Annotated in this window: 22 protein-coding genes and 1 riboswitch; of the genes, 19 read left to right on the forward strand and 3 right to left on the reverse strand. The window is 40.2% G+C overall.

Annotation, left to right across the window (positions count from 1 at the left end):
* The first annotated feature begins 2 nt into the window (after positions 1 to 2).
* The 12 genes from PQ478_RS01535 (at position 3) to PQ478_RS01585 (ending at position 10,704) form a co-directional block, all read left to right on the forward strand.
* Positions 3 to 638, forward strand: a complete 636-nt coding sequence (locus PQ478_RS01535; RefSeq protein ID WP_012957278.1) for a redox-sensing transcriptional repressor Rex — start codon at positions 3 to 5, stop codon at positions 636 to 638.
* A gap of 31 nt (positions 639 to 669) precedes the next feature.
* On the forward strand, positions 670 to 855 hold the full coding sequence (locus PQ478_RS01540) for a twin-arginine translocase TatA/TatE family subunit (protein ID WP_012957279.1): 186 nt from the start codon (positions 670 to 672) through the stop codon (positions 853 to 855).
* 17 nt (positions 856 to 872) lie between these two features.
* Positions 873 to 1,643 carry a twin-arginine translocase subunit TatC gene (gene tatC / locus PQ478_RS01545; RefSeq protein WP_022629433.1) on the forward strand — a complete coding sequence of 257 codons (771 nt, stop codon included), beginning with the start codon at positions 873 to 875 and terminating at the stop codon, positions 1,641 to 1,643.
* Positions 1,644 to 1,787: 144 nt separating this feature from the next.
* On the forward strand, positions 1,788 to 1,955 hold the full coding sequence (locus PQ478_RS01550; protein ID WP_022629434.1) for a Fur-regulated basic protein FbpA: 168 nt from the start codon (positions 1,788 to 1,790) through the stop codon (positions 1,953 to 1,955).
* 119 nt (positions 1,956 to 2,074) lie between these two features.
* The gene (locus PQ478_RS01555; RefSeq protein ID WP_289235598.1) at positions 2,075 to 3,484 is read left to right on the forward strand and encodes an MDR family MFS transporter; all 1,410 of its coding nucleotides are present in this window, start codon (positions 2,075 to 2,077) and stop codon (positions 3,482 to 3,484) included.
* Between the two features lie 222 nt (positions 3,485 to 3,706).
* Entirely contained in the window at positions 3,707 to 5,038 is a 1,332-nt protein-coding gene (locus PQ478_RS01560) for a cytochrome ubiquinol oxidase subunit I (RefSeq protein ID WP_075683945.1), read from the forward strand.
* A gap of 14 nt (positions 5,039 to 5,052) precedes the next feature.
* Positions 5,053 to 6,066, forward strand: coding sequence for a cytochrome d ubiquinol oxidase subunit II (locus PQ478_RS01565; protein WP_075683946.1), 1,014 nt, complete (start codon positions 5,053 to 5,055; stop codon positions 6,064 to 6,066).
* An 11-nt stretch (positions 6,067 to 6,077) separates the two neighbouring features.
* Positions 6,078 to 6,182, forward strand: a complete 105-nt coding sequence (gene cydS, locus PQ478_RS21975; protein ID WP_411809985.1) for a cytochrome bd oxidase small subunit CydS family protein — start codon at positions 6,078 to 6,080, stop codon at positions 6,180 to 6,182.
* A 211-nt stretch (positions 6,183 to 6,393) separates the two neighbouring features.
* Positions 6,394 to 6,906, forward strand: coding sequence for a hypothetical protein (locus tag PQ478_RS01570; protein WP_022629438.1), 513 nt, complete (start codon positions 6,394 to 6,396; stop codon positions 6,904 to 6,906).
* A gap of 74 nt (positions 6,907 to 6,980) precedes the next feature.
* Positions 6,981 to 8,096, forward strand: a complete 1,116-nt coding sequence (locus PQ478_RS01575) for a CdaR family transcriptional regulator (protein WP_289235599.1) — start codon at positions 6,981 to 6,983, stop codon at positions 8,094 to 8,096.
* A gap of 128 nt (positions 8,097 to 8,224) precedes the next feature.
* The gene (locus PQ478_RS01580) at positions 8,225 to 9,493 is read left to right on the forward strand and encodes a GntP family permease (RefSeq protein ID WP_289235600.1); all 1,269 of its coding nucleotides are present in this window, start codon (positions 8,225 to 8,227) and stop codon (positions 9,491 to 9,493) included.
* Positions 9,494 to 9,564: 71 nt separating this feature from the next.
* A complete protein-coding gene (locus PQ478_RS01585; RefSeq protein WP_289235601.1) occupies positions 9,565 to 10,704 on the forward strand; it encodes a glycerate kinase in 1,140 nt (379 codons plus the stop codon).
* Between the two features lie 39 nt (positions 10,705 to 10,743).
* Here the strand turns inward: PQ478_RS01585 and PQ478_RS01590 are convergent, their stop codons facing one another.
* Together PQ478_RS01590 and PQ478_RS01595 are read right to left on the reverse strand one after the other, a co-directional pair.
* A complete protein-coding gene (locus tag PQ478_RS01590) occupies positions 10,744 to 10,962 on the reverse strand; it encodes a YdiK family protein (protein ID WP_289235602.1) in 219 nt (72 codons plus the stop codon).
* Complete coding sequence (locus PQ478_RS01595; RefSeq protein ID WP_012957291.1) at positions 10,959 to 11,681, reverse strand: CPBP family intramembrane glutamic endopeptidase; 723 nt, start codon at positions 11,679 to 11,681, stop codon at positions 10,959 to 10,961. Before PQ478_RS01595 ends, PQ478_RS01590 begins: the two co-directional genes overlap by 4 nt.
* 294 nt (positions 11,682 to 11,975) lie before the next feature.
* Between PQ478_RS01595 and groES the strand changes: the two genes are divergently transcribed.
* The 7 genes from groES (at position 11,976) to PQ478_RS01630 (ending at position 20,867) form a co-directional block, all read left to right on the forward strand.
* Complete coding sequence (groES, locus tag PQ478_RS01600; RefSeq protein WP_012957292.1) at positions 11,976 to 12,260, forward strand: co-chaperone GroES; 285 nt, start codon at positions 11,976 to 11,978, stop codon at positions 12,258 to 12,260.
* An 86-nt stretch (positions 12,261 to 12,346) separates the two neighbouring features.
* Positions 12,347 to 13,987 carry a chaperonin GroEL gene (groL, locus tag PQ478_RS01605; protein ID WP_289235603.1) on the forward strand — a complete coding sequence of 547 codons (1,641 nt, stop codon included), beginning with the start codon at positions 12,347 to 12,349 and terminating at the stop codon, positions 13,985 to 13,987.
* 426 nt (positions 13,988 to 14,413) lie between these two features.
* On the forward strand, positions 14,414 to 16,357 hold the full coding sequence (locus PQ478_RS01610; protein ID WP_289235604.1) for a CoA-disulfide reductase: 1,944 nt from the start codon (positions 14,414 to 14,416) through the stop codon (positions 16,355 to 16,357).
* A gap of 218 nt (positions 16,358 to 16,575) precedes the next feature.
* Positions 16,576 to 16,662, forward strand: a riboswitch (cyclic di-GMP riboswitch).
* A 132-nt stretch (positions 16,663 to 16,794) separates the two neighbouring features.
* The gene (locus PQ478_RS01615; RefSeq protein WP_289235605.1) at positions 16,795 to 17,163 is read left to right on the forward strand and encodes a hypothetical protein; all 369 of its coding nucleotides are present in this window, start codon (positions 16,795 to 16,797) and stop codon (positions 17,161 to 17,163) included.
* Between the two features lie 37 nt (positions 17,164 to 17,200).
* Complete coding sequence (locus PQ478_RS01620; RefSeq protein WP_289235606.1) at positions 17,201 to 17,911, forward strand: hypothetical protein; 711 nt, start codon at positions 17,201 to 17,203, stop codon at positions 17,909 to 17,911.
* Between the two features lie 50 nt (positions 17,912 to 17,961).
* Positions 17,962 to 19,128 (forward strand): methyl-accepting chemotaxis protein, encoded by a 1,167-nt coding sequence (locus PQ478_RS01625; protein ID WP_289235607.1) that lies wholly within the window; start codon positions 17,962 to 17,964, stop codon positions 19,126 to 19,128.
* Between the two features lie 101 nt (positions 19,129 to 19,229).
* Positions 19,230 to 20,867, forward strand: a complete 1,638-nt coding sequence (locus PQ478_RS01630) for a pyridoxal phosphate-dependent decarboxylase family protein (RefSeq protein WP_289235608.1) — start codon at positions 19,230 to 19,232, stop codon at positions 20,865 to 20,867.
* Between the two features lie 185 nt (positions 20,868 to 21,052).
* Here the strand turns inward: PQ478_RS01630 and PQ478_RS01635 are convergent, their stop codons facing one another.
* Positions 21,053 to 21,892, reverse strand: coding sequence for a LysR family transcriptional regulator (locus PQ478_RS01635; RefSeq protein WP_289235609.1), 840 nt, complete (start codon positions 21,890 to 21,892; stop codon positions 21,053 to 21,055).
* Positions 21,893 to 21,897 lie beyond the last annotated feature (5 nt).

Below are 21,897 nucleotides of genomic sequence, written 5' to 3' on the forward strand. Positions count from 1 at the left end.
CGTTGAAGTCAGATCAAGTAAAAATTCCTCAAGCAACTGCAAAGCGATTGCCCTTATACTATCGCTTTTTAGAAAACCTGCATGCATCAGGAAAACAACGAGTATCTTCGACTGAATTAAGCGAAGCAGTCAAAGTTGACTCTGCAACGATTCGTCGTGATTTTTCTTACTTTGGAGCTCTTGGAAAAAAGGGCTATGGATATAATGTGAACTACTTGCTTTCATTTTTCCGTGAAACGCTCGATCAAAATGAATTAACGAAAGTCATCTTAGTTGGGGTAGGTAACTTAGGGACAGCCTTTTTACACTATAACTTCTCTAAGAACAATAATACCCAGATTGAAATGGCATTTGATGTGGATGAGTCAAAAATCGGCACGGAAGTAGGCGGAGTGAAGATCTACAATCTTGACGATTTTGAGAACATTTTAGATCCTGAGGTAACGGTTGCGATCCTTACCGTACCGTCACAAGCAGCGCAAAAAATTGCGGACCGTCTTGTAGATGCGGGTATTAAAGGGATTTTGAACTTTACTCCGGCTAGATTATCAGTGCCTGATTCCGTTAGAGTTCACCATATTGATTTGTCTGTTGAATTACAAGCACTGGTTTATTTTTTAAAGCATTATCCGTTATAATAGAAGTAGATTGGACAAGGAGGTGCAACCTATGGGTGGATTAGGTGCAGGAAGTATTGTCATTATTGGACTTGTCGCTTTATTGATTTTTGGACCAAAAAAGCTGCCGGAACTAGGAAAAGCAGCAGGAAATACATTGCGTGAATTTAAAAACGCCACTAAAGGCTTGGCTGATGAAGAGGACGATAAAAAGAAAAATAACAAAGATCAGGCTTAAGCAGGAAGGGTTTATAAATGGAATCACGTGATATGTCGGTAATGGACCATATTGGAGAGCTGCGACGCCGTATTATGATTGTCGTTGTATTCTTTCTAATTGCGCTCATTGCCGGCTTCTTTTTCGCCACACCGTTAATTACGTATTTACAAAGCGCACCGACAGCGCAAGAGCTGCCAATGAATGCATTTAAAATGACAGATCCGATCCGTGTATTCATGACCTTTGCTTTTGCGAGCGCATTAATTTTGATTTTTCCTATTATTTTATATCAGCTCTGGGCGTTTATTAGTCCGGGACTTCATGAGAATGAACAGAAAGCAACACTAGCGTATATTCCGATTGCCTTTATTTTGTTTTTAACAGGTATTGGCTTTGCTTACTTTATTTTATTCCCGTTCATTATTCAATTTATGGGAAATTTAGCCGAACGATTAAACATCACTGAGCAGTACGGGATTAACGAATACTTTACATTCTTATTCCAAATCACATTGCCATTTGGCCTGTTGTTCCAGCTGCCGGTTGTTGTGATGTTCTTTACAAGGCTAGGACTTGTTACGCCAGCTTATTTATCGAGTATTAGAAAATATGCGTATTTTATATTGCTGGTTATTGCTGGCTTTATTACTCCGCCTGAATTGTTAAGCCATTTGATGGTGACTGTACCGTTGTTACTCTTATATGAATTCAGTATATGGGTATCAAGATTGACGTACAGAAAAGTATTAAAGGCTGAACGTTTAATGGAAGAAGAAGCCAAGCAAAAAGAAATGAACCAAGATTAATTTAAATGATAAGACAGTTAAGCAGAACCTGCTTAACTGTCTTTTTTTTGCCTTTGCGGTAATTTTACATATCTAAACATAGGGAGAATTTGTTTAATCAAACGTTTAATTGGGAACTAAACAAAAGGAGAAAGGAGGATTACCATGAGAAGGGCAGCAAGTGAAACAGAACAACGAAAAGATAATCTAATTGAAAAAATTATCGCTTTTGGTGTGTACAAGGTGCAGGGCCGTCAACTCTTTGAATTAACATTACAAGAAATTGAACGCGTCTATCAATCTTTAAAACAACGCCAAAACCAACATATATAAATGAGACAGAAAAAGCTCAACTGATTACGCTTGTTCAAAGTAGGATCTGTTGAGCTTTTTTGATTGAATCATGCTATGATAAAAGTAAATCTTTCGATAAGCGAAATGGTGTGTGATTTATGGGGAGAATTTCTAGCAAGTGGATGGTTGTCATTGCGGTTTTGCTAGGGTCATTTACGATGATCTTAAATAATAGTATGTTAAATCCAGCTGTACCTAAATTAATGGAAGTATTTGAATCAGATGCGGTAAGTACGGGGTGGGTCATTACCATTTTTATGGTTACAATGGGGATGACGGTCCCTGTAACGGGGTATCTAGGTGATCGCTTTGGTAAGAAGAAACTCTACCTAATCGGGCTGCTGATTTTTGTAATGGGTTCTATTCTTGGCTCATTTTCTTGGAATCTGTCATCGTTGATCTTCTTTCGCGGCTTACAAGGAGTTGGGGGCGGAATTATGATGCCTCTATCGATGGCGCTTATTTTTGAAGCCTTTCCGAGAAATGAGCGTGGAATGGCGACAGGTGTATGGGGAATCGCAGCGATGATGGCGCCGACGATCGGGCCAACCGTTGGGGGAGTTCTGCTTGAGACAAGCGGTTGGCAGTATTTATTTTGGTGTAATGTGCCGATCGGGCTCCTAGGATTATGGTTTGCCCTGAAATACTTACCAGTCACATCGCCCAACAAAGAGGTTCGTTTTGATCTCTATGGATTCATTACGGTAACTGCTGGGGTTGGAGCAATACTCCTTGCGCTCGGTAGAATGTCAGAGCTTGCTCATTTATTAATGCCTTTGAATATCATTTTAGTCGTAACCGGTACAATGCTGCTAATTTTATTTGTTCAAATTGAAACTCGAGTACAGCAGCCTTTGCTTGATTTATCTCTATTTAAAATACCTGCCTATACCTTTAGTGTGATCATTGCAGGGACCACATCAATCGGTTTATTCGCGGGGATCTTTTTGATTCCGCTTCTGATCCAGCAGGTTTACGGGTTAAGTGCTATTATGACAGGCTTAATTTTCTTACCTTCAGCTTTATTGACTGGCCTTTTTATGACGGTGGGGGGCAGAGTATTAGATCAAAAGGGCGCTCGCGGTGTTGTAACGACTGGACTTATTGTCATGACAATAGGCACGTTCGCCCTAGGGTTTTTGAGTCTTGAAACTTCTTTATTGTTTATCTTCATTATGATGGCTGTCAGAGGAATTGGCTCAGGACTCAGTACGATGCCTGCTACGACAATTGGAATGAATGCTATACCAGACCGTCTTATCTCAAGAGGGTCTGCGATGAATAATGTGATGCGTCAAATGAGCTCGGCATTCGGGATTGTGTTTATTTCGATTTATTATGAGGTGAGACGCGGACAGTTAATGGGCGCGACAGTCTCACTTGAGGAAGCAAGCTTGCAAGCGATCAATGAAGGGTTTATTGTTGTTGGGCTCATTACAGCGATAACCATTCCGGCTGCTTATTACCTTGAAAAGAATGCAAAACAAGAGCTTGAAAAAGCTTCCTAATAAGTCCACATAAAGGAGAAAAAGGCTAACAAATGTTGGTCTTTTTTTCAGCCATTGTAATTTGTGATTTATTTCACATAGTTGTCATAAAAATATAGGTTTCGAGGTTAATGATTATGGTAATGTGTACATACAAATAGCTCTAGAAATAGATAACAGACTATGTGAAGGATTGAGCATAGTGCCGTGATAAATGGTTTGAAAAAAGTGGGAGGGAAAAGGATGTTTGAATACGATCCGGTCATATATAGTCGTATATTAACGGGATTAACGTTAGGCTACCACGTGATCTTTGCGACGATTGGTGTGGGTATACCTTTATTGATTGCTCTTGCTGAGTGGATAGGAATTAAAAGAAATGATGAGCATTACCGCTTGCTTGCAAGAAGATGGGCGAGAGGATTTGTTATTACCGTTGCAATTGGTGTTGTAACGGGGACGGCTATAGGCTTGCAGCTCAGCCTGTTATGGCCGAACTTTATGCAGGTAGCAGGGCATGCGATTAGTCTGCCGATGTTTATGGAAACTTTTGCGTTCTTCTTTGAGGCAATTTTTCTAGGAATCTATTTATATACGTGGGATCGATTTAAAAATAAGATGTATCATTTCTACTTGCTGATCCCAGTTGTCATAGGGGCTTCTATGTCTGGCTTCTTTATTACGACAGTGAATGCTTTTATGAATGCACCAACAGGTGTTGAAATTCAAAATGGTGTGGTTACAAATATTAATCCGTTGGCCGCAATGTTTAACCCAGCAACACCAACGAAAGTAGCCCATGTGCTTTCATCGGCCTATTTAACATCAGCTTTTGTGTTAGCAGCGATTGCCGCATTTGCACTGCTTAAAGGAAAAGATCATGTGTACCACAAAAAAGCGCTGCACCTTACGATGACTGTAGCAGCTGTGTTTGCTGTTGCCACGGCTTTAATTGGTGACTTTTCTGGTAAATATCTTGCAGAGTATCAACCGGAAAAATTAGCAGCGGCTGAGTGGCATTTTGAAACTTCTACAGAAGCTCCGCTTATCTTAGGGGGCGTCTTAGATGAAGATCAAAATATTCGATATGCGCTTGAGATTCCGTATGCATTAAGTATCTTAGCCCATGGTTCTCCGGGTGCTGAAGTAATCGGGCTTGAGGAATTTCCTCAAGATGAACTACCGCCGCTTATTGTCCATTATTTCTTTGATGCAATGGTAGGGATCGGTATGTTCTTAGCGCTTGTCTCAGTGGCTTACGTCTTCATACAGCGGACGAAAAGGTGGAACGAACACAATCGTTTATTGTTGTGGGCCATTTTTATTGGCGGTCCGCTCTCCATTATAGCTATTGAGATGGGTTGGTTTTTTGCAGAACTTGGACGTCAGCCGTGGATTTTAGTTGGCTATATGACAACAGCAGAAGGAGCTACGACTTCTGCACATGTTGATTTAATGCTGTATCTGTTTATAGGGCTTTATCTAATATTAACAGTTACATGTATTACTGTGCTGCGTAAATTGTTTAGTTCAAATCCAGTAGAACGTGAACTTAAAGATCGTGGAATGGAATAGAGAGGAGTGCGACCATGGATTATGAATTAATAGGAATTACCGTTCTGTGGACCTTTCTCTACGGCTATCTAATCGTGGCGTCGATTGATTTCGGCGCCGGGTTCTTTAGCTACTACTCTAGTATCACAGGGCGAGAACATATTATTAATAAAGTCATTGCTCGTTATCTTTCCCCTGTATGGGAAGTAACAAATGTCTTTCTAGTATTCTTTTTTATCGGGATTGTGGGGTTCTTTCCTTCAACCGCCTATTATTACGGAACAGCATTGCTTATCCCAGGTAGTATAGCAATCATTTTGCTGGCTATCCGCGGGTCATATTACGCTTTTCACAATTACGGGGAAAAAGGAAGTCTCTTCTATCAATTTTTGTACGGAGCTACAGGCCTGTTAATCCCTGCATCACTTTCTGTCGTATTAACGATTTCAGAAGGTGGATTTATCTTCTTAGAGGGTGATCAAGTACTCTTAGATTATCCAGCTTTATTTTCTAGTTTCTATTCATGGACTGTCGTTATTTTAGCTATAGTAAGTGTGCTTTATATTTCAGCATGTTTCTTAACTTTTTATGCCTATAAAGCTCGTGATATCGATGCGTTTAAAGTGCTGAGAGGGTATGCTTTATTTTGGAGTTTCCCAACCATATTAGCGAGTATTCTAGTATTCTTTGCTCTAAACCAACATAATCCGGTTCACTTTGAAAAGATGGTAGACCTTGCGTGGATGTTCAGTTTATCCTTCTTATTCTTTTTAGGTGCTGTTTATCTCATTTGGAAGGGTAAAAGATTAGGGTTGTCCTTTATCTTAGTTATGCTGCAGTTTGCAACTGCATTCTATGGATACGGGGCTTCTCACTTGCCATATCTGCTTTATCCGCATTTAACGATCTATGACGGCTTTACAAACGAAGCGATGGCGATTGCTTTAATTATTGCGTTCATTGCTGGATTGTTCTTGTTGATTCCTTCATTATATTTATTGATGAGACTCTTCTTATTTGACAATAAGTATGTACAAGGCAGAAAGTAAGGAGGATAAGGATGGATTTTTTCTTAATTATGATTGCGCCGATTCTAATCGTCATTCTCTGTATAGCGGGTTTGTTTTGGTGGGGCGCAAAAGGACAGGAACCTTATAAAAAATAGCCATTTGCCGCCGGTAAGCTGTAATGCCTATCGGCGGTATTTTTGTTTGGAGAATCAGGATAATAGTACTATGATTAGGGTAAACTATGTAGAAATTTGTAGGTTATCCTGCTTATTTTATGGAAAAAGGTTTAATCTTTTGTTGAAAGGGTACAGATAATCAGTTATTTTTACAAGATATTATGAAGTTTCTTTAATGGAGGTATGAAGGATGAAGGGGTATATAAGCTTACTAGTGGGGCTGTGCATCCTTGTGCTGTCTGCTTGCAGTCAGCCAACTCAAAGCGCTACGAATCAGATGAATTCACTCCAGCTTGAACATATACCAAGCGTAGATGTTACTGAGAGGATGAAAGTGTATTTATGGGAAGAAGAAGAGCAGGTTATGCCGTTGATCTCCCATGATGAAACGCCAGAGCTTACAGAGAAGCATGAGCAATTACTACATTTGATTATGAAAGAAGAAGAGCCGGCTAGTTATGAAAACGATTTTATAATGGAGAATCAATCGTTTGAAATGGACGCTAAGCTGTGGCAGGAAATTGAACTGATTGTGATGGACGATCATATTTTTTCTGACTCACCAATCTTTCAATTGAATGAAGCCTCTTATAAGCGGACGGTTGCAATTAACTCTTTACGCTCGCGAACGAATTCACTAAAGAACCTTATTCAGCAGGATCAATCAACGAACCTTAAAGAAGTTGATATTTATGGGTTATAATAAAGATATAGCTTCCTCCTAGAATCTCTAGGAGGTTTTTTGTATAGGTAAGAGATAGATGGTAAGAGATAGAGGTGAAGAATTTGCTGACGAGAACGCTTGCACAAGAAATTGTGAATCGTACAATAGATATTATCGGATACAACGTAAATGTCATGGATAAAGACGGCATTATTATTGGAAGCGGGGATCAAAGCCGCTTATTTGAACTGCATGCCGGGGCGGTGGAGGCCATAGCCCAAGAGGTAGAAGTAGAGGTGGGGGAAGAGGATCTGACTCGTTTAAAGGGAACAAAAACAGGAATTAATCTGCCCATTACCTTTAATGAAGAAATTGTCGGTGTGATCGGGATAACCGGTCCATTAGATGAAATCAGAGGTTACGGAAAGCTTGTGAAAATGGCAGCCGAGCTTTCTTTAAGTCAAGCCTTCTTAACAGCCGAGCTCCAGTGGGATACACGCCATAAAGAAGAGCTTGTAAGACAGCTTATTCGTGCAGAGATTGAGGATTGGAATTTGTTTAAAACAAGAGCTGATTCACTCGGGTTGTCTATTTCGCTCCCTTGTGAAGTGATTTGTATCGATACACCTCAAACTGCTACCCGATATAACGAAGAGCGGCAAAAATACGCCCTAGAAGAACAATTTAAAGAATATTCATCCCTCATTCAAATTCAAAAAGACCGCTATGTATTGTTTCTTCCTGCCAAGAAGGCGATCTCTAAAGATAAACTTTTACATATTGCGTCAAGGTTCAAGCTTGATGTAGGCTATGGAACAATTGCTTATACGCTGGATGATATTGCTCCCTCTTATCAAAAGGCATCGTACTCTATTAATGCAGGTCGGTTTAAAAAAGCGGATCAGCGAATTCATTATTATGAGGAATTAGTGCTCGATGTCTCATTGTACAAGCTTTCTAGAAGTACGGACATGAAGGAGTTAAAGGGAATCCTCATGCCTCTTAAGCCGGAGGATCAGGCAAATCAACTTTTAGACACGTTAGAAGCTTACATTAAACATAATGGGGAAGTAAAACAAGTGGCCAAGGCTCTTTTTGTTCATAGAAATACAGTTCAATACCGGCTTCAAAAAATTGCTGAGATAACAAAGAAGGATCCACGGGTGTTGGAACAGCTGCTGGAGTTATATGTCAGCTTGAAATTAAACCAATTTGATGGACTGAAGTGAAATAGAATGATTGTGCATATGACCTAATATTGTTCTCATAATGGAATTGATTTTAGCGTCATGCACAATGATCACTAAACGGTAAACGCTTACAATAGAGAAAAGTCATTCTCTGGGGGTTTATGAGTATGGATGTACAAGTAACAGCTATTGGAGCATTACTCGGTTTAATTATAGCGATTGTTATGATTTTAAGAAAAATTCCTCCTGTCTATGCGTTAATGGCGGGGGCTTTGACTGGCGGAATCGTCGGCGGTGCCTCGATTGTCGATACAGTAGATTTAATGATTGGAGGAGCTGGCGGTATTATTCCTGCTGTTCTCAGGATCTTAGCAGCGGGTGTGTTGGCAGGAGTGTTAATTGAGTCAGGAGCAGCAGCGACGATTGCACAGGGTATCGTAAAAAGAGTGGGACAGACCCGTGCTTTATTAGCGCTTGCTGTGGCTACAATGATTTTGACAGCAGTTGGTGTCTTTGTAGACGTTGCCGTTATTACCGTAGCACCGATCGCTTTAGCCATTGCAAGTCAGGCAGGGTTATCTAAAACGGCCATTTTACTTGCGATGATCGGTGGAGGTAAAGCCGGAAATATCATGAGTCCTAACCCTAACACAATTGCGGTTTCAGAGGCATTTAATGTGCCGCTCACTTCGGTTATGGCAGCAGGTATTATTCCGGCAGCTTTTGGTGTAACAGCGACGTACTTTATAGCAAAACGACTATCTAACAAGGGGACAGCAGTAAAATTAGAAGAAGTAGAATCAACGAATGCACAAGGAGCGCCGTCTTTTGCAGCTGCGATTGTCGCACCTTTAGTAGCTATTATTCTACTGATGCTTAGACCGCTGTTTGATATTGTCGTAGATCCAATGATCGCCCTTCCTTTAGGTGGATTAGCTGGTGCCCTTGTAATGGGTAAGTTTAAAATGATGAATCAATACGCGATTTCAGGATTGAATAAAATGTCAGGTGTTGCGATTTTATTAATTGGGACAGGTGCAATTGCTGGAATCATCTCTAACTCTGGACTCCGAGATGTGCTGATTAATGGATTAGATGGACTTGGTCTGCCGGCTTACGCATTGGCCCCGGCATCAGGGATCTTTATGTCTGCAGCGACTGCATCAACTACTGCAGGTTCAGCTGTGGCCAGCAGCGTATTTGGAGCGACTCTGCTCGAGCTTGGTGTAGCAGGGCTTGCAGGAGCTGCGATGGTCCATGCAGGAGCGACAGTACTTGATCACTTGCCGCACGGAAGCTTCTTCCATGCAACGGCAGGAAGTGTCGGTATGCAAATTAATGAACGCTTAAAGCTTATTCCTTACGAGTCTCTTCTCGGATTAATCATGGCTATTGTCTCAACTTTAATCTTCGGAGTCTTTCAATGGTTTTTATAAGCGCCGGTTCTTATAAGCACAGGGTCTTATAAGCATAATGACAACGCAGAATAAAAAGGAGGAAACATTTGATGAGAAAAATAGTGATTGCACCAGATTCATTTAAAGAAAGCTTTTCAGCTCTTCAAGCGGCGAATGCAATAGAGGACGGGTTTAAGCAAGTGTTTCCTGAAGCTGAATATATTAAAATTCCTATGGCTGACGGGGGAGAGGGTACGGTTCAATCGTTGGTTGATGCACTAGAAGGAACTGTGAAGTCTGTAAACGTTACAGGGCCGCTAGGGGAGCCTGTTGAGGCGAAATATGGATTATCTGGAGACAGGCAAACGGCGGTTATTGAAATGGCTGAAGCCTCGGGCTTGTCTTTAGTTCCAATAGAGCTGCGTAATCCACTCATGACAACAACGTACGGGACAGGACAATTAATTGAAGATGCCTTAAATGAGGGCGTAAACCATATCATAATAGGTATTGGCGGGAGCGCAACGAATGACGGGGGAGCTGGTATGGCCCAAGCACTCGGAGTGAAGCTGCTTGATTCTAAGGGGGAAGGTCTTCCGTATGGAGGAGCTGCCCTAGCGCAGCTGGCTTCTATTCAGACAGATGAGATCCATCCAAGGCTTAGTGAGGTAACCATTGAGGTTGCTTGTGACGTTGATAACCCACTTTTAGGTGAGAGGGGTGCTTCAGCAATTTACGGTCCGCAAAAAGGGGCTACTGCTGAGATGGTCGTACAGCTTGATGCAGCACTTGCTCACTATGCATCTGTTATTAATAGAGATTTAGGTAAAGATGTAGCTGAGATTGCAGGTGCTGGTGCCGCTGGAGGGTTAGGTGCAGGCTTGCTTGCTTTCCTAGATGTTCGGCTTGAGTCTGGAGTGACTTTAGTTCTTGAGGCAACTGATTTTAACAAAAAAGCAGAGGGAGCTGACCTCGTAATTACAGGTGAAGGACGTCTTGATCATCAGACGGTATTTGGAAAAACACCAATCGGGGTCGCGCGGGCTGCAAAGTCACAGGGAGCTTCCGTCATTGCTATTGCCGGTGGATTAGCTCCTGGCCATGAAGCCATTTACGAGGAAGGTATTGATGCTGCATTCTCCCTCGTTCCAGGTATTATGACGTTAAATGAGGCAATTGTGGATGGATTAACTTATTTAGAGCGTACCGCAAACAACATTGCTAAAACGATTAAGATGGCCTCAAACTAAAAAACAGCACCGTGTCATAATACACGGTGCTGTTTGTCGTTATTTTTTATGCTTATTTTGCTGCTTTTCAATTTGCTTGATCACGCGCCTGATCCGAAAGAAGCGGTAAGCAATCATAAAGTCAAATGCAGCAAAACCAATAATGAGGTAGGCCCAGAAATCCCAGCCGGTTTGATTAACCTTTTGGATCGCAATATAGACGACAATTACCCCAAGAAAGAAATACATAAAAGCCATAGTTGTTGGAGATATCCTCATAATAATCCCCCGATGATCAATGATGTTTGTTGGACTTCTTCTAAACGTTCAACCCATTCTTCTAGTCTGTCTGCAAGCAGTACATTTACAACTGCTACAAAAAGGTTAAGAGCCACATGAGCGATAATTGGTACAAGGATCCGCCCAGTTTTTACATATAGGAAGGCAAAAACAAAGCCCATAGCCGTATAAATGAGTAAGTGTGTAAAGTCAAAATGGATAGCTGCAAAGATCAATGAACTGACAAAGCCTGCAATCCAAAAGTTGAATCGTTTATAGAGTGCTCCGAAAATGATTAAACGAAACACAATTTCTTCTAATATCGGTCCGATAATCGCAATAACAAAAATAAATGCTGGAAATGCTTTAGCCATTTCTACTATGGCCTCCGTATTTTCTGATCCGGGCTCAATTCCAAATGCATACATTTCAATTAAGGCAGCTGCATATTGAGCGCCAAACACCATAAATACACCGATGATTGCCCATCTAACTGCCTCACCCCGAGAGGAGCGGCCGCGCATTTGATGTCTTTCACGCATATCTGGGACGAGAAGGAATAAAATAATCATTAGCCCGACTGTGAAACTGAAAATACTCCATATCCCCGGTATGCGGTCAACGGCGATATCAAACTGAAGTAACAGCAGGGTTCCTGGGATCGCTGAGAGCTGCATCAGTACATATGTAATAAGAATCCACCAATAACGAATGTTCAATTTGCTAACTCCTTTATTAAGAAATAGTCAATTTTCTTTAATTCATTTATTTTACCATAGGTTATTTAGAAAGGCAGGAGGAATGCCTCGTTTAAGAGCGAATAGTTAGTAGTGCTATTTATTGTATGCGGCTATTGCGCTATCTAACAGGCCTGGTTAAGAAAAATCAAAAAAAGTATAGTAAAGGGCTTGCAAAACGAGAGTGTAATGATTATTATAATAATTGTGTTAGCACTCATGATGAGTGAGTGCTAATAAAGAATATTACATAGGTCTTGAAGGAGGGTGTTTTCCTTGTTAAAGCCATTAGGTGATCGTATTATTATCGAGTTAGTCGAATCTGAGGAAAAAACAGCGAGCGGGATTGTATTACCTGACTCTGCAAAAGAAAAGCCGCAAGAAGGTAAGGTTGTAGCTGTTGGAACAGGCCGTGTAACTGATAACGGAGAGCGCATCGCACTTGACGTTAAAGAAGGCGATTCTATCATTTTCTCTAAATATGCGGGAACAGAAGTGAAGTACGGCGGAGTTGAATACTTGATCCTTCGTGAAAGTGACGTACTAGCTATCATCGGTTAATACATTTAAGTAATTAATCCATTGAAGTTAACCATTAAACAAAAGCGAATTTGACTATATACACTATTTTCTAGGAGGTCGAAATCATGGCTAAGGATATTAAATTTAGCGAAGAAGCACGTCGTTCGATGCTGCGCGGTGTAGATGCCCTTGCAAATGCAGTAAAAGTAACCCTTGGACCAAAAGGTCGTAATGTTGTTTTAGAGAAGAAGTTTGGTTCTCCGTTAATCACTAACGATGGTGTGACGATTGCAAAGGAAATTGAACTTGAAGATGCATTCGAAAACATGGGTGCTAAGCTTGTTGCTGAAGTAGCAAGCAAAACAAACGACATCGCTGGTGACGGTACAACAACTGCAACAGTACTTGCACAAGCTATGATTCGTGAAGGACTTAAAAACGTAACATCTGGTGCAAACCCGATGGTTATCCGTAAAGGAATCGAAAAAGCAACAGCAGCTGCTGTGACAGAGCTTAAAAACATTGCTAAACCAATCGAAGGTAAAGAGTCTATTGCACAAGTTGCTGCAATCTCTTCTGCTGATGAGGAAGTTGGCCAAATCATTGCTGAGGCAATGGAGCGCGTTGGTAACGACGGCGTTATCACAATCGAAGAATCTAAAGGTTTCTCTACTGAGCTAGAAGTAGTAGAAGGTATGCAGTTCGACCGCGGATATGCTTCACCTTATATGGTAACTGATTCTGATAAAATGGAAGCAGTTCTAGATAACCCTTACGTTCTAATCACAGACAAGAAGATCGCGAACATTCAAGAGGTACTTCCAGTTCTTGAGCAAGTTGTACAACAAGGCAAGCCGATCCTTATCATCGCTGAAGATGTTGAAGGTGAAGCTCTTGCTACCCTAGTTGTGAACAAACTTCGCGGAACATTTAATGCAGTAGCTGTTAAAGCTCCTGGATTCGGTGACCGTCGTAAAGCTATGCTTGAAGACATCGCTACATTAACAGGCGGAGAAGTGATTACAGAAGATCTAGGTCTAGACCTTAAGTCTGCGAACATCACTCAACTTGGCCGTGCTAGTAAAGTAGTTGTAACAAAAGAAAATACAACAATCGTTGAAGGTGCAGGCGAAGCAGATCAAATCGCAGCTCGCGTAAACCAAATCAAAGGTCAATTAGAAGAAACAACTTCTGACTTTGATAAAGAAAAGCTTCAAGAGCGTCTTGCTAAATTAGCTGGCGGTGTAGCTGTTCTTAAAGTTGGTGCTGCAACAGAAACTGAAATGAAAGAACGCAAACTTCGCATTGAAGATGCTCTTAACTCAACTCGTGCAGCAGTGGAAGAAGGTATCGTAGCTGGTGGTGGTACAGCACTTATCAATGTAATTAAAGCAGTTGAAGCTGTATCTGCTGATGGAGACGAAGCAACTGGTGTGAACATCGTACTTCGTGCTCTAGAAGAGCCAGTTCGTCAAATTGCACACAATGCAGGTCTTGAAGGTTCTGTTATTGTTGAGCGTCTTAAGTCACAAGATGTTGGCTTTGGATTCAACGCAGCAACTGGCGAGTGGGTAAACATGGTCGAAACAGGTATTGTTGACCCAACAAAAGTAACTCGTTCAGCTCTACAACACGCTGCTTCAGTATCAGCTATGTTCTTAACAACAGAAGCTGTAATCGCTGATAAGCCTGAGGAAAACGAAGGCGGCGGCATGCCTGACATGGGCGGCATGGGCGGAATGGGTGGAATGGGCGGCATGATGTAATAAGAAAAGCCGAAGCGACTGCTCAGAAACGCAGGAATCTGGAGCAACTGACAAGTGGCGTTCTTTGCCACGTAGGAGGGTGTGAAGAGTCCGGAGTTTCTAGGAGTGAAGGCTAGACATCTGCCCATCAAACCCTTGATAGATAAGGTTTTGACATAAAGTGAAAAGAAGCTTCTCATAAGTTGAACAAACTTATGGGGAGCTTTTTTGTTTGTAAATCTACGGCTTTCAGAGCATATAAGCCTCACAAGCGATTTTATCTCCAAGGGTAAGATTGTGAATTAAATGTGAAATGTTTCACAAAATCCTCCAAATTAGTAGCACCTCGGGTATAATGAACGCATAAGATACCTTATAGGGTATAGGGTGTATTCATATTAAAGTTGTTCAATGGTAATTTAAAATATCTCTTTTGGAGGGGATCAAATGAGTACTAAAGTAATCATTGTAGGTGGAGTAGCGGGCGGTGCAACAGCGGCAGCAAGATTAAGAAGGATTAGTGAAGATGTGGAAATTATTCTAGTTGAACGTGGTGAGCATATTTCATTTGCTAATTGCGGGCTGCCTTACTATATTGGCGAAACCATTAAAGAACGAAGCAAATTACTCGTTCAGACCGTTAAAGGCATGTCAAAACGTTTTAATCTTGATATTAGAAATTTAAGTGAAGTGCTGAGCATTGATCCACAAAATAATAAATTGACAATCAAGAACCTAAGAAACGGTGAAGAGTACGAAGAAACGTATGACAAGTTATTATTATCCCCTGGAGCAAGGCCGATGGTTCCGCCGATTCTAGGATTAAGTGAAAATATGTCTGCTTTTACCTTAAGAAACATACCTGATACTGATAAAATCAAAACCTATGTGGATTCCAACAAACCTAAGAAAGCCGTTGTAATTGGCGGAGGATTTATCGGAATTGAAATGGCGGAAAACCTGGTTGATCGAGGAATAGACGTGACACTTGTTGAGATGGCTAAACAAATCATGGCCCCAATCGATGTTGAGATGGCAAGCATCTTACACACTCATTTAAAAGAGAAAGGTGTACATTTAGTACTGGAAAACGGAGTGCAGGCTTTTACAGAACAGGGCAAAAAAGTGCTTCTTTCTGATGGAACTGAAATAGAAACAGATATGACGATTCTTTCAATCGGCGTCAGACCAGAAAATGAATTGGCTAAATCAGCAGGACTAGAGCTTGGAGAACGCGGGGGCATCATTGTAAATGAATACCTGCAAACTTCCAAAGAGGACATCTATGCCGTGGGGGATGCAATTGAAGTTGTTGATTATATCAATGGCAAAAAAGCAATGATTCCTCTTGCAGGACCTGCTAACCGTCAAGGTCGAATTGCGGCCAATAATATGATGGGAAAAAAGGAAAAGTATCAAGGGACGATGGGTACTTCTATAGCTAAGGTATTTGACTTGACTGTTGCAGCAACCGGAAACAACGAAAAGACATTAAAGCATCTCGGCATTACTTATGAAGTGGTTCATATTCATCCAAGCTCTCATGCTGGTTACTATCCAGGGGCTGCACCTATTGCTTTAAAACTCATTTTTGATAAAAGTACCGGAAAAATATTTGGAGCACAAGCGGTGGGGGCAGATGGCGTGGACAAGAGAATAGACGTTATCGCAACAGCTATCAAAGGTGAACTAACAGTAGAGGATCTAACAAATCTAGAGTTATCCTATGCACCGCCATTTTCCTCAGCAAAAGATCCTGTCAACATGGCCGGTTATGTGGCTTCTAATATTATGGACGGTGAATTGGAGCATATTCAGTGGCATGAAGTCGATCAAATCGTTTCAGATGGTGGAGTATTAATTGATGTTCGCGAACCAATGGAACGTGAATTCGGCTTCATTAAAGGCTCTACTAATATCCCATTAAATGATCTAAGAGACCGATTGTCAGAACTGCCAAAGGATCAGACGATCTATGTCAGCTGTCAGGTTGGTTTAAGAGGATACCTAGCTAGCCAGATTCTTAAAAACAGGGGATATAAAGTGAAGAATGTTGATGGCGGCTGGAAAACCTACTCTTCTGTTTTAGGAGGAAACCTTGCTATAGATGGTAAAACTACTACCAATGACCGTAGAGATACTGAAATGAAAAGTACAATAGAAATAAAGGTTGATAGGGTTGTAGATGTCAGAGGGTTAACATGTCCAATGCCAATCATTGAACTTAAAAAAGGCATTGAATCATTGGATAACGGTCAAGTGTTAGAGCTTCATGTAACAGACAAAGGAGCTTTAAACGACCTGCCCACATGGAGTGAAAAAGCTGGTCATACCCTTTTGAAAACTGTTCAAGAAGGGAAGATCATTAAATTCTGGATAGAGAAGAAATAAATGTTTTGTAAGAATTGATAACAATATTATTTAAGCATGCTCAAGATAGGGGCATGCTTTTTTAAGTGGAGAAAATGGAGTATTATCTCCTTATGTAAATCAATAGTCCTGTACTTTAATGTCTATTTTAAATTAAAAAAATACATAATTCGACAATATCTAATTCTTTTGTGCTATAATGACGTTTGTGTCATTGTGAATTTAGAACCAGTAATTAAATAGGATAAAGGCAAACTTATCGAAAGGTAAGGACGCAAAGCTACGAGTCTAACATCCTCTTGGGTCATGATAGTCGGGTTGCCAAAAATGATATATGAATGGAACGATTATTTGGCTATCCCTATTTACGTCTAGGGATAGCTTTTCTTTTTGTATCTAGTGAAATAAGTGAAGGTCATTAATGAAAATAACATTCCATAGGAAGAAGGCGATAAGAGATGATAGTAGTTAATAAAAGAAAGTACAAAATGGCCATTGATGAGAATGAAAAAGAAATTCAAGTTCAAGTGCATGGATTAATGAGAGAAGAAGATGTAGAAGGATATATGATCGATTTGCAGGAAACCATCGATAAAGTATCAAGACCACATTATACATTTGTTGTCGATGCCACACACCAAACACCTGTCCCATCAAAAGTTGTCCCGCAACTAGAGCAAACGATGCAATTTTATTCTAGTTTAGGCTTTAAAGATATTCTTGTTGTAAAGCCTGCCTCTAAAATTGCTCAAGTTCAAATAAGGAATGCTCTTCAGAGAATTAACTTCTCAGGTACATTTGTTGAGCGAGTATCTCATTCGTTTTAAACGAGGTTCATTTAATAATTTGAAAGGAAGTTAAGGCGTGCAAAAAACATTAGAACGATATTCATATGAAATTATAACAAGCGAACAATCTACTCTAATAGAAAAAGCAGCTGAATGTCTAGCCCGCTCATTTATAGGGGTGAATGTTTCAGGTAAATGGGTTCAGGAACCTATGGTAGGTCAATTAGATATACGTTATGAAGATTTCTACGATTTCACCAAAGATTATTTAGTCAGTACAGTGGACCAGGGTTATTGCGTCATAGCTAAAGATCAAAATCAGAATGTGGTGGGTGTATTAGCAGGAGATACAAATGCGCCAGTCATATTTGGAGAAGATCTATTTGAAGGGTCGTTTTCCGATATGAATGTCATTCTCCATGTTTTAGAAGAGATAGATCAACGATTCATAGATGATTATAAAAAGAGAAGCGGAAAAGAAATAGAAGATGGTGAGTTTTTGCATTTATTCATGTTGGGTTTAACAGCTGAACATGACCGTCATGAAGTAATTCAACAATTAGGCAATGAGTTAATAACTAAGGCAGCTTCACAGGGATTGAAGGCAGTTATAGGTGAAGCGACAAACCCAAAATCGATACGTGTAATGGAAAAATATCATCAAATGGAGAAGTATACAGATATAGGTGGGCATTACATTGTACATAAATATAAAGAAAATAACAGGTTAAGTGGAATTGATGAGAGTATAGCTGATGGGACCTATTTCCTTATCAGAGAACTTTAAAAGGGTTCATTTCGAATTAAAATAAAATAAAAAGTAGGGGATTCATTCTTATGGAAGTTATACTGCTTGGTATTATTATCGTTTTATTAGGCACTACAGTGTATTTTGCTTACCGTTATTTTTCCCTAAAGCATAATCCGCGCATTAATAAAGAAATCATAAATGGAATAAGAGAACTTTCTGCAGGGAATATGAAAAGCAAAGTGGAAGAGAAAAGCGCTGATTATACTGTATACAATCAACTAATCGAATTTTTACATCGTGTAAAGGAAAGTTACTCTTCCTTATCAAGCAATGTTTATCAAAAAGGAGAAAATTTAGCTAAGGTCGGGGAGTCTGCTATTGAGAAAGCGGACATTGTAAGAGCCGCAATTGATGAGGTAGGAAGAGGCTTAGAGAAACAGTTAGTAGCTACAGAAGAAAGCGCCATGTCTATGGAAGAGATGACACAGGCGATTGAAGATCTTTCAAATAGATCAAATGAAATTTCAGATCGATCAACTGCCACTTTAGAATTAACACAAGATGGAAATGAGAGATTAAAGGACTCTTTGGAAAAAATGGAGCAGTTTAATCAAACCATTAACCAAACATTTGATGGCATCAATAAACTTAGCGAAAAATCACATGAAATCGGTTCTATTGTAAAAGTGATTACAGGAATTTCAGAACAAATAAATTTGCTTGCCTTAAATGCCTCCATTGAAGCAGCTCGAGCGGGAGAACACGGCAGAGGATTTGCGGTTGTAGCTGATGAGGTTCGGAAGTTGGCTGAACAATCACGTCAATCTTCTTCTGAAGTATCTAACATAGTTAAAAACATACAAGCAGAAACCGAGGATGTTGTTAAATCAATGAAGCAAGGAACTGATGAGTTTAAAGATACAAACATGGCGATCGGAGAAGTGGGAGCTATGTTTGAAAAGATTCTATCTACGACAAAGATTATTGCTGAGAATAATGTTAATTCCTCTGCAAGTACAGAAGAAATAACGGCAGCTTCTCAGCAAATTATGTCAACTATGGTCGAGATCGCTTCAATCTCAAGAGAATCAGTTGAAATGTTCGAGGAACTAATAGAAATTAGTGATGATGAACAACGTATCATTCAAATATTAGTCCAGGAAGCAGAAACACTGTTAGAGGCTGAAAATGGCTCTAACCAAGTATTGTCATCATGGGCCCCTCGTAATGAAACAGAAAAAGTGACAGCATAACAAAAAATCAATAATACAGCATAAGAATAGGGATGCTTCTCATAGGTTAATTAAACTTGTGTGAAGCTTCTTTTTGTGATAGACATCAAGGAGGTAAAGTAATGAACGAGTTACAAAAGCTGTACCCGAGCATGGACGGTAATAATGTTCAAAGAGAAGAATTATTATCTTATTTTAAAACAGTAATAACAAAGGTAGATGAATTAAAGGATCCTAATAAACTAACGTTAGGAGAAATGCCCGAGTACACGGCAGATTATTATAATCGTATAATTCATCAGGCAGACATCCCGAAAACGGGTACGCCTATGGATGAAGTGATTGTAAAGCTTCTTAAATTGGTAGAGGGACATAGGTATGTCAACCGAAACTACGTTGCTAATGCAGCGCCCCTTCCGAATATTGCGAGTGTCATTGGGAATTTAATTATGGTCCTTGTTAATGGAAATAATCTTTGGGATGTAGAGGGACCTGCAGCAGCAGCGGCAGAAGTCGAGATCACCAGTATGCTTTCAAAACTAATCGGATACGATGAAAATCTAAGTTCTGGCTATACAACCTGGGGAGGGCAAGGGGCTGTCTTTAACTCTTTACGACTTGCTATTGCAAGGTACTCACCGATCTCTAATCAAAAGGGGGTGCCTGACAATCTGTATTGCTTTTGCTCAGAGCTTTCCCATTACAGCTTGTTTAAATCAGTAGAAGCAACTGGAATAGGAGTAGAAAACATGATTCGTGTGAAGGTGAATCGTGATCATTCTATGAATTTAGAAGACTTTAAAGAGAAAATGGAGCATGTTATTGAAAAAGGCGGTGTTCCATTATATGTTCTTGCCACAATGGGAACAACCGATACGTTTGGGATTGATGACATGGAGGGGATTAAGAGGATAGCTGAAGAGTTAGAAGTTAAGCACTGCTTGAGTCCTGTCTATATCCATGCAGACTCAGCTATGGGAGGTATGTATACCTTCTTTAATGATTATGACTTCAAAAGCAACCATCTTAAACTAGAAGAACCTGTTATACAGGTGTTAAAGTCCTATCAACAAAAGTTTCAACAGATCAAGCTTGCAGATAGTATGGTTTTTGATTTCCACAAGCTTGGCCAAACACCATATATCACGAGCTTATTCTTAGTGAAAAATAGAGAACACTTAAAATATGTTGATTTAGATGAGGAAGAAACGCCGTACGTTGGGAATCGTGGGTATGGAAACTACCATACTGGCTACACAATCGAATGCTCACGAATGGGAAGTTCTCTGGCAATCTACGCGTCGTTATTGGCATTTGGTATGGAAGGTTATCAAGAACTTTTGGCTAATTATATTCGCGTCAATATGAAGTTTAGAGAAAGGTTAATAGAAGAAATTTCAAGTGTAGTAATTACAAATGAAAAGTCCCCGGTTACAACCTTTCGCTTTTATCCTGAGAAGACAAAATGGAATGATGAATGGAGGGGGAGTTTAACTGTTGAAGAGATAATGGAGATCAATCAATTTAATGACGAGCTGGCAGAAGTGATGAGCGTCTACCGAGATACTGTCTTTTTTGGGAACACAAAGAAACAATGTCTAGTAGAAGCATTAAATACAGACAAACGCGTACCGGTATATGCACATAAATTTTTTAGCATCTCGCCCTACACGACGATAGATGAGGTTAACCGTTATGTTGAATTTTTAAAAGAACACCTAGAAATGTTTCAAAAAACAAAAATGATGTGTGTCAATTAACTGTGGATGGTAGAGAGTTCTTACTGTGCTGTTTTGTAATGAATTTATAAATGAAATAAAAAGGTACCTATCTTTCAAAAAGGATTTCTTGGAGTTCACCCTTCTCCTAAGAAATCCTTTTCTAGTTTGAATAATGATTTAAAAGAGAGGTTTCACCTTCTAGGTTCCTCCCTCCACCTCAGCGTCTACGTAATACTCTGCAGGAGGTCACACAGCTCCTTTAAAATAGGGGTGTGCACATGTTCTTCTTCGTAGACAGCATAAAATGGCCGGTAGATCACATGCAGATTGAGTGGTACGAGCTTTCCTTCTGATACTTCTTCTTTCACCATCGAATGAGAGAGAAAGGCAATGCCGAGACCTCTAATAGCCAGCTGCTTAATTAAATAATGACTGCTTGCTTCAATAATTTCGCTAGGTTCAATTCTCTCAGATAAAAGAAATTGATCGGCATATTCTCTCGTTCCAGAACCTTTTTCCCGCAATAGAAGGGGGGAAGTGGCAAGCGGCATCCGTTGCTTAGCATAGAATCTAAGTTCATCCCGGCTGACTACTTCGACATGAAAAGGTCCAAGTCCGCTTGTTCCTTCTACCAAGGCAAGGTCAAGCTTATGTTGCTCGAGTCCTTCAACGATTTGTTCGTGATTGTGAATCATTAACTGCAGACGAATTTGGGGATAGAGGACTCTGATTTTCTTTACGAAATCAGGCAGGATGACATCACTCACTGTATTTGTTGCTCCAATTCTAAGCGAAACCTCTTCCTTCTTTTCTTTCACCTGTTCAATGGATCTGCTTATCTCAAGCATCTTTTTTCCTTGTTCAAAAACTTCCTGCCCAGCACTTGTCAGCGTGAATGATCGATTGGTGAGGGACCGTTCAATAAGTTTTACACCTAGGTAATCTTCTAATTTCTTAATGTGAATACTGATTGTTGGCTGAGAAAGATTCAAGTATTCACTCGTCTTTGTGAAATGTTGAAAATGAACAAGAGTTACGTAACTTCGAATCCAATCAAGCTGCAAGGTAA

It is taken from the genome of Alkalihalophilus pseudofirmus (assembly GCF_029094545.1).
In the GTDB taxonomy this organism is placed as follows: domain Bacteria; phylum Bacillota; class Bacilli; order Bacillales; family Bacillaceae_D; genus Alkalihalophilus; species Alkalihalophilus pseudofirmus.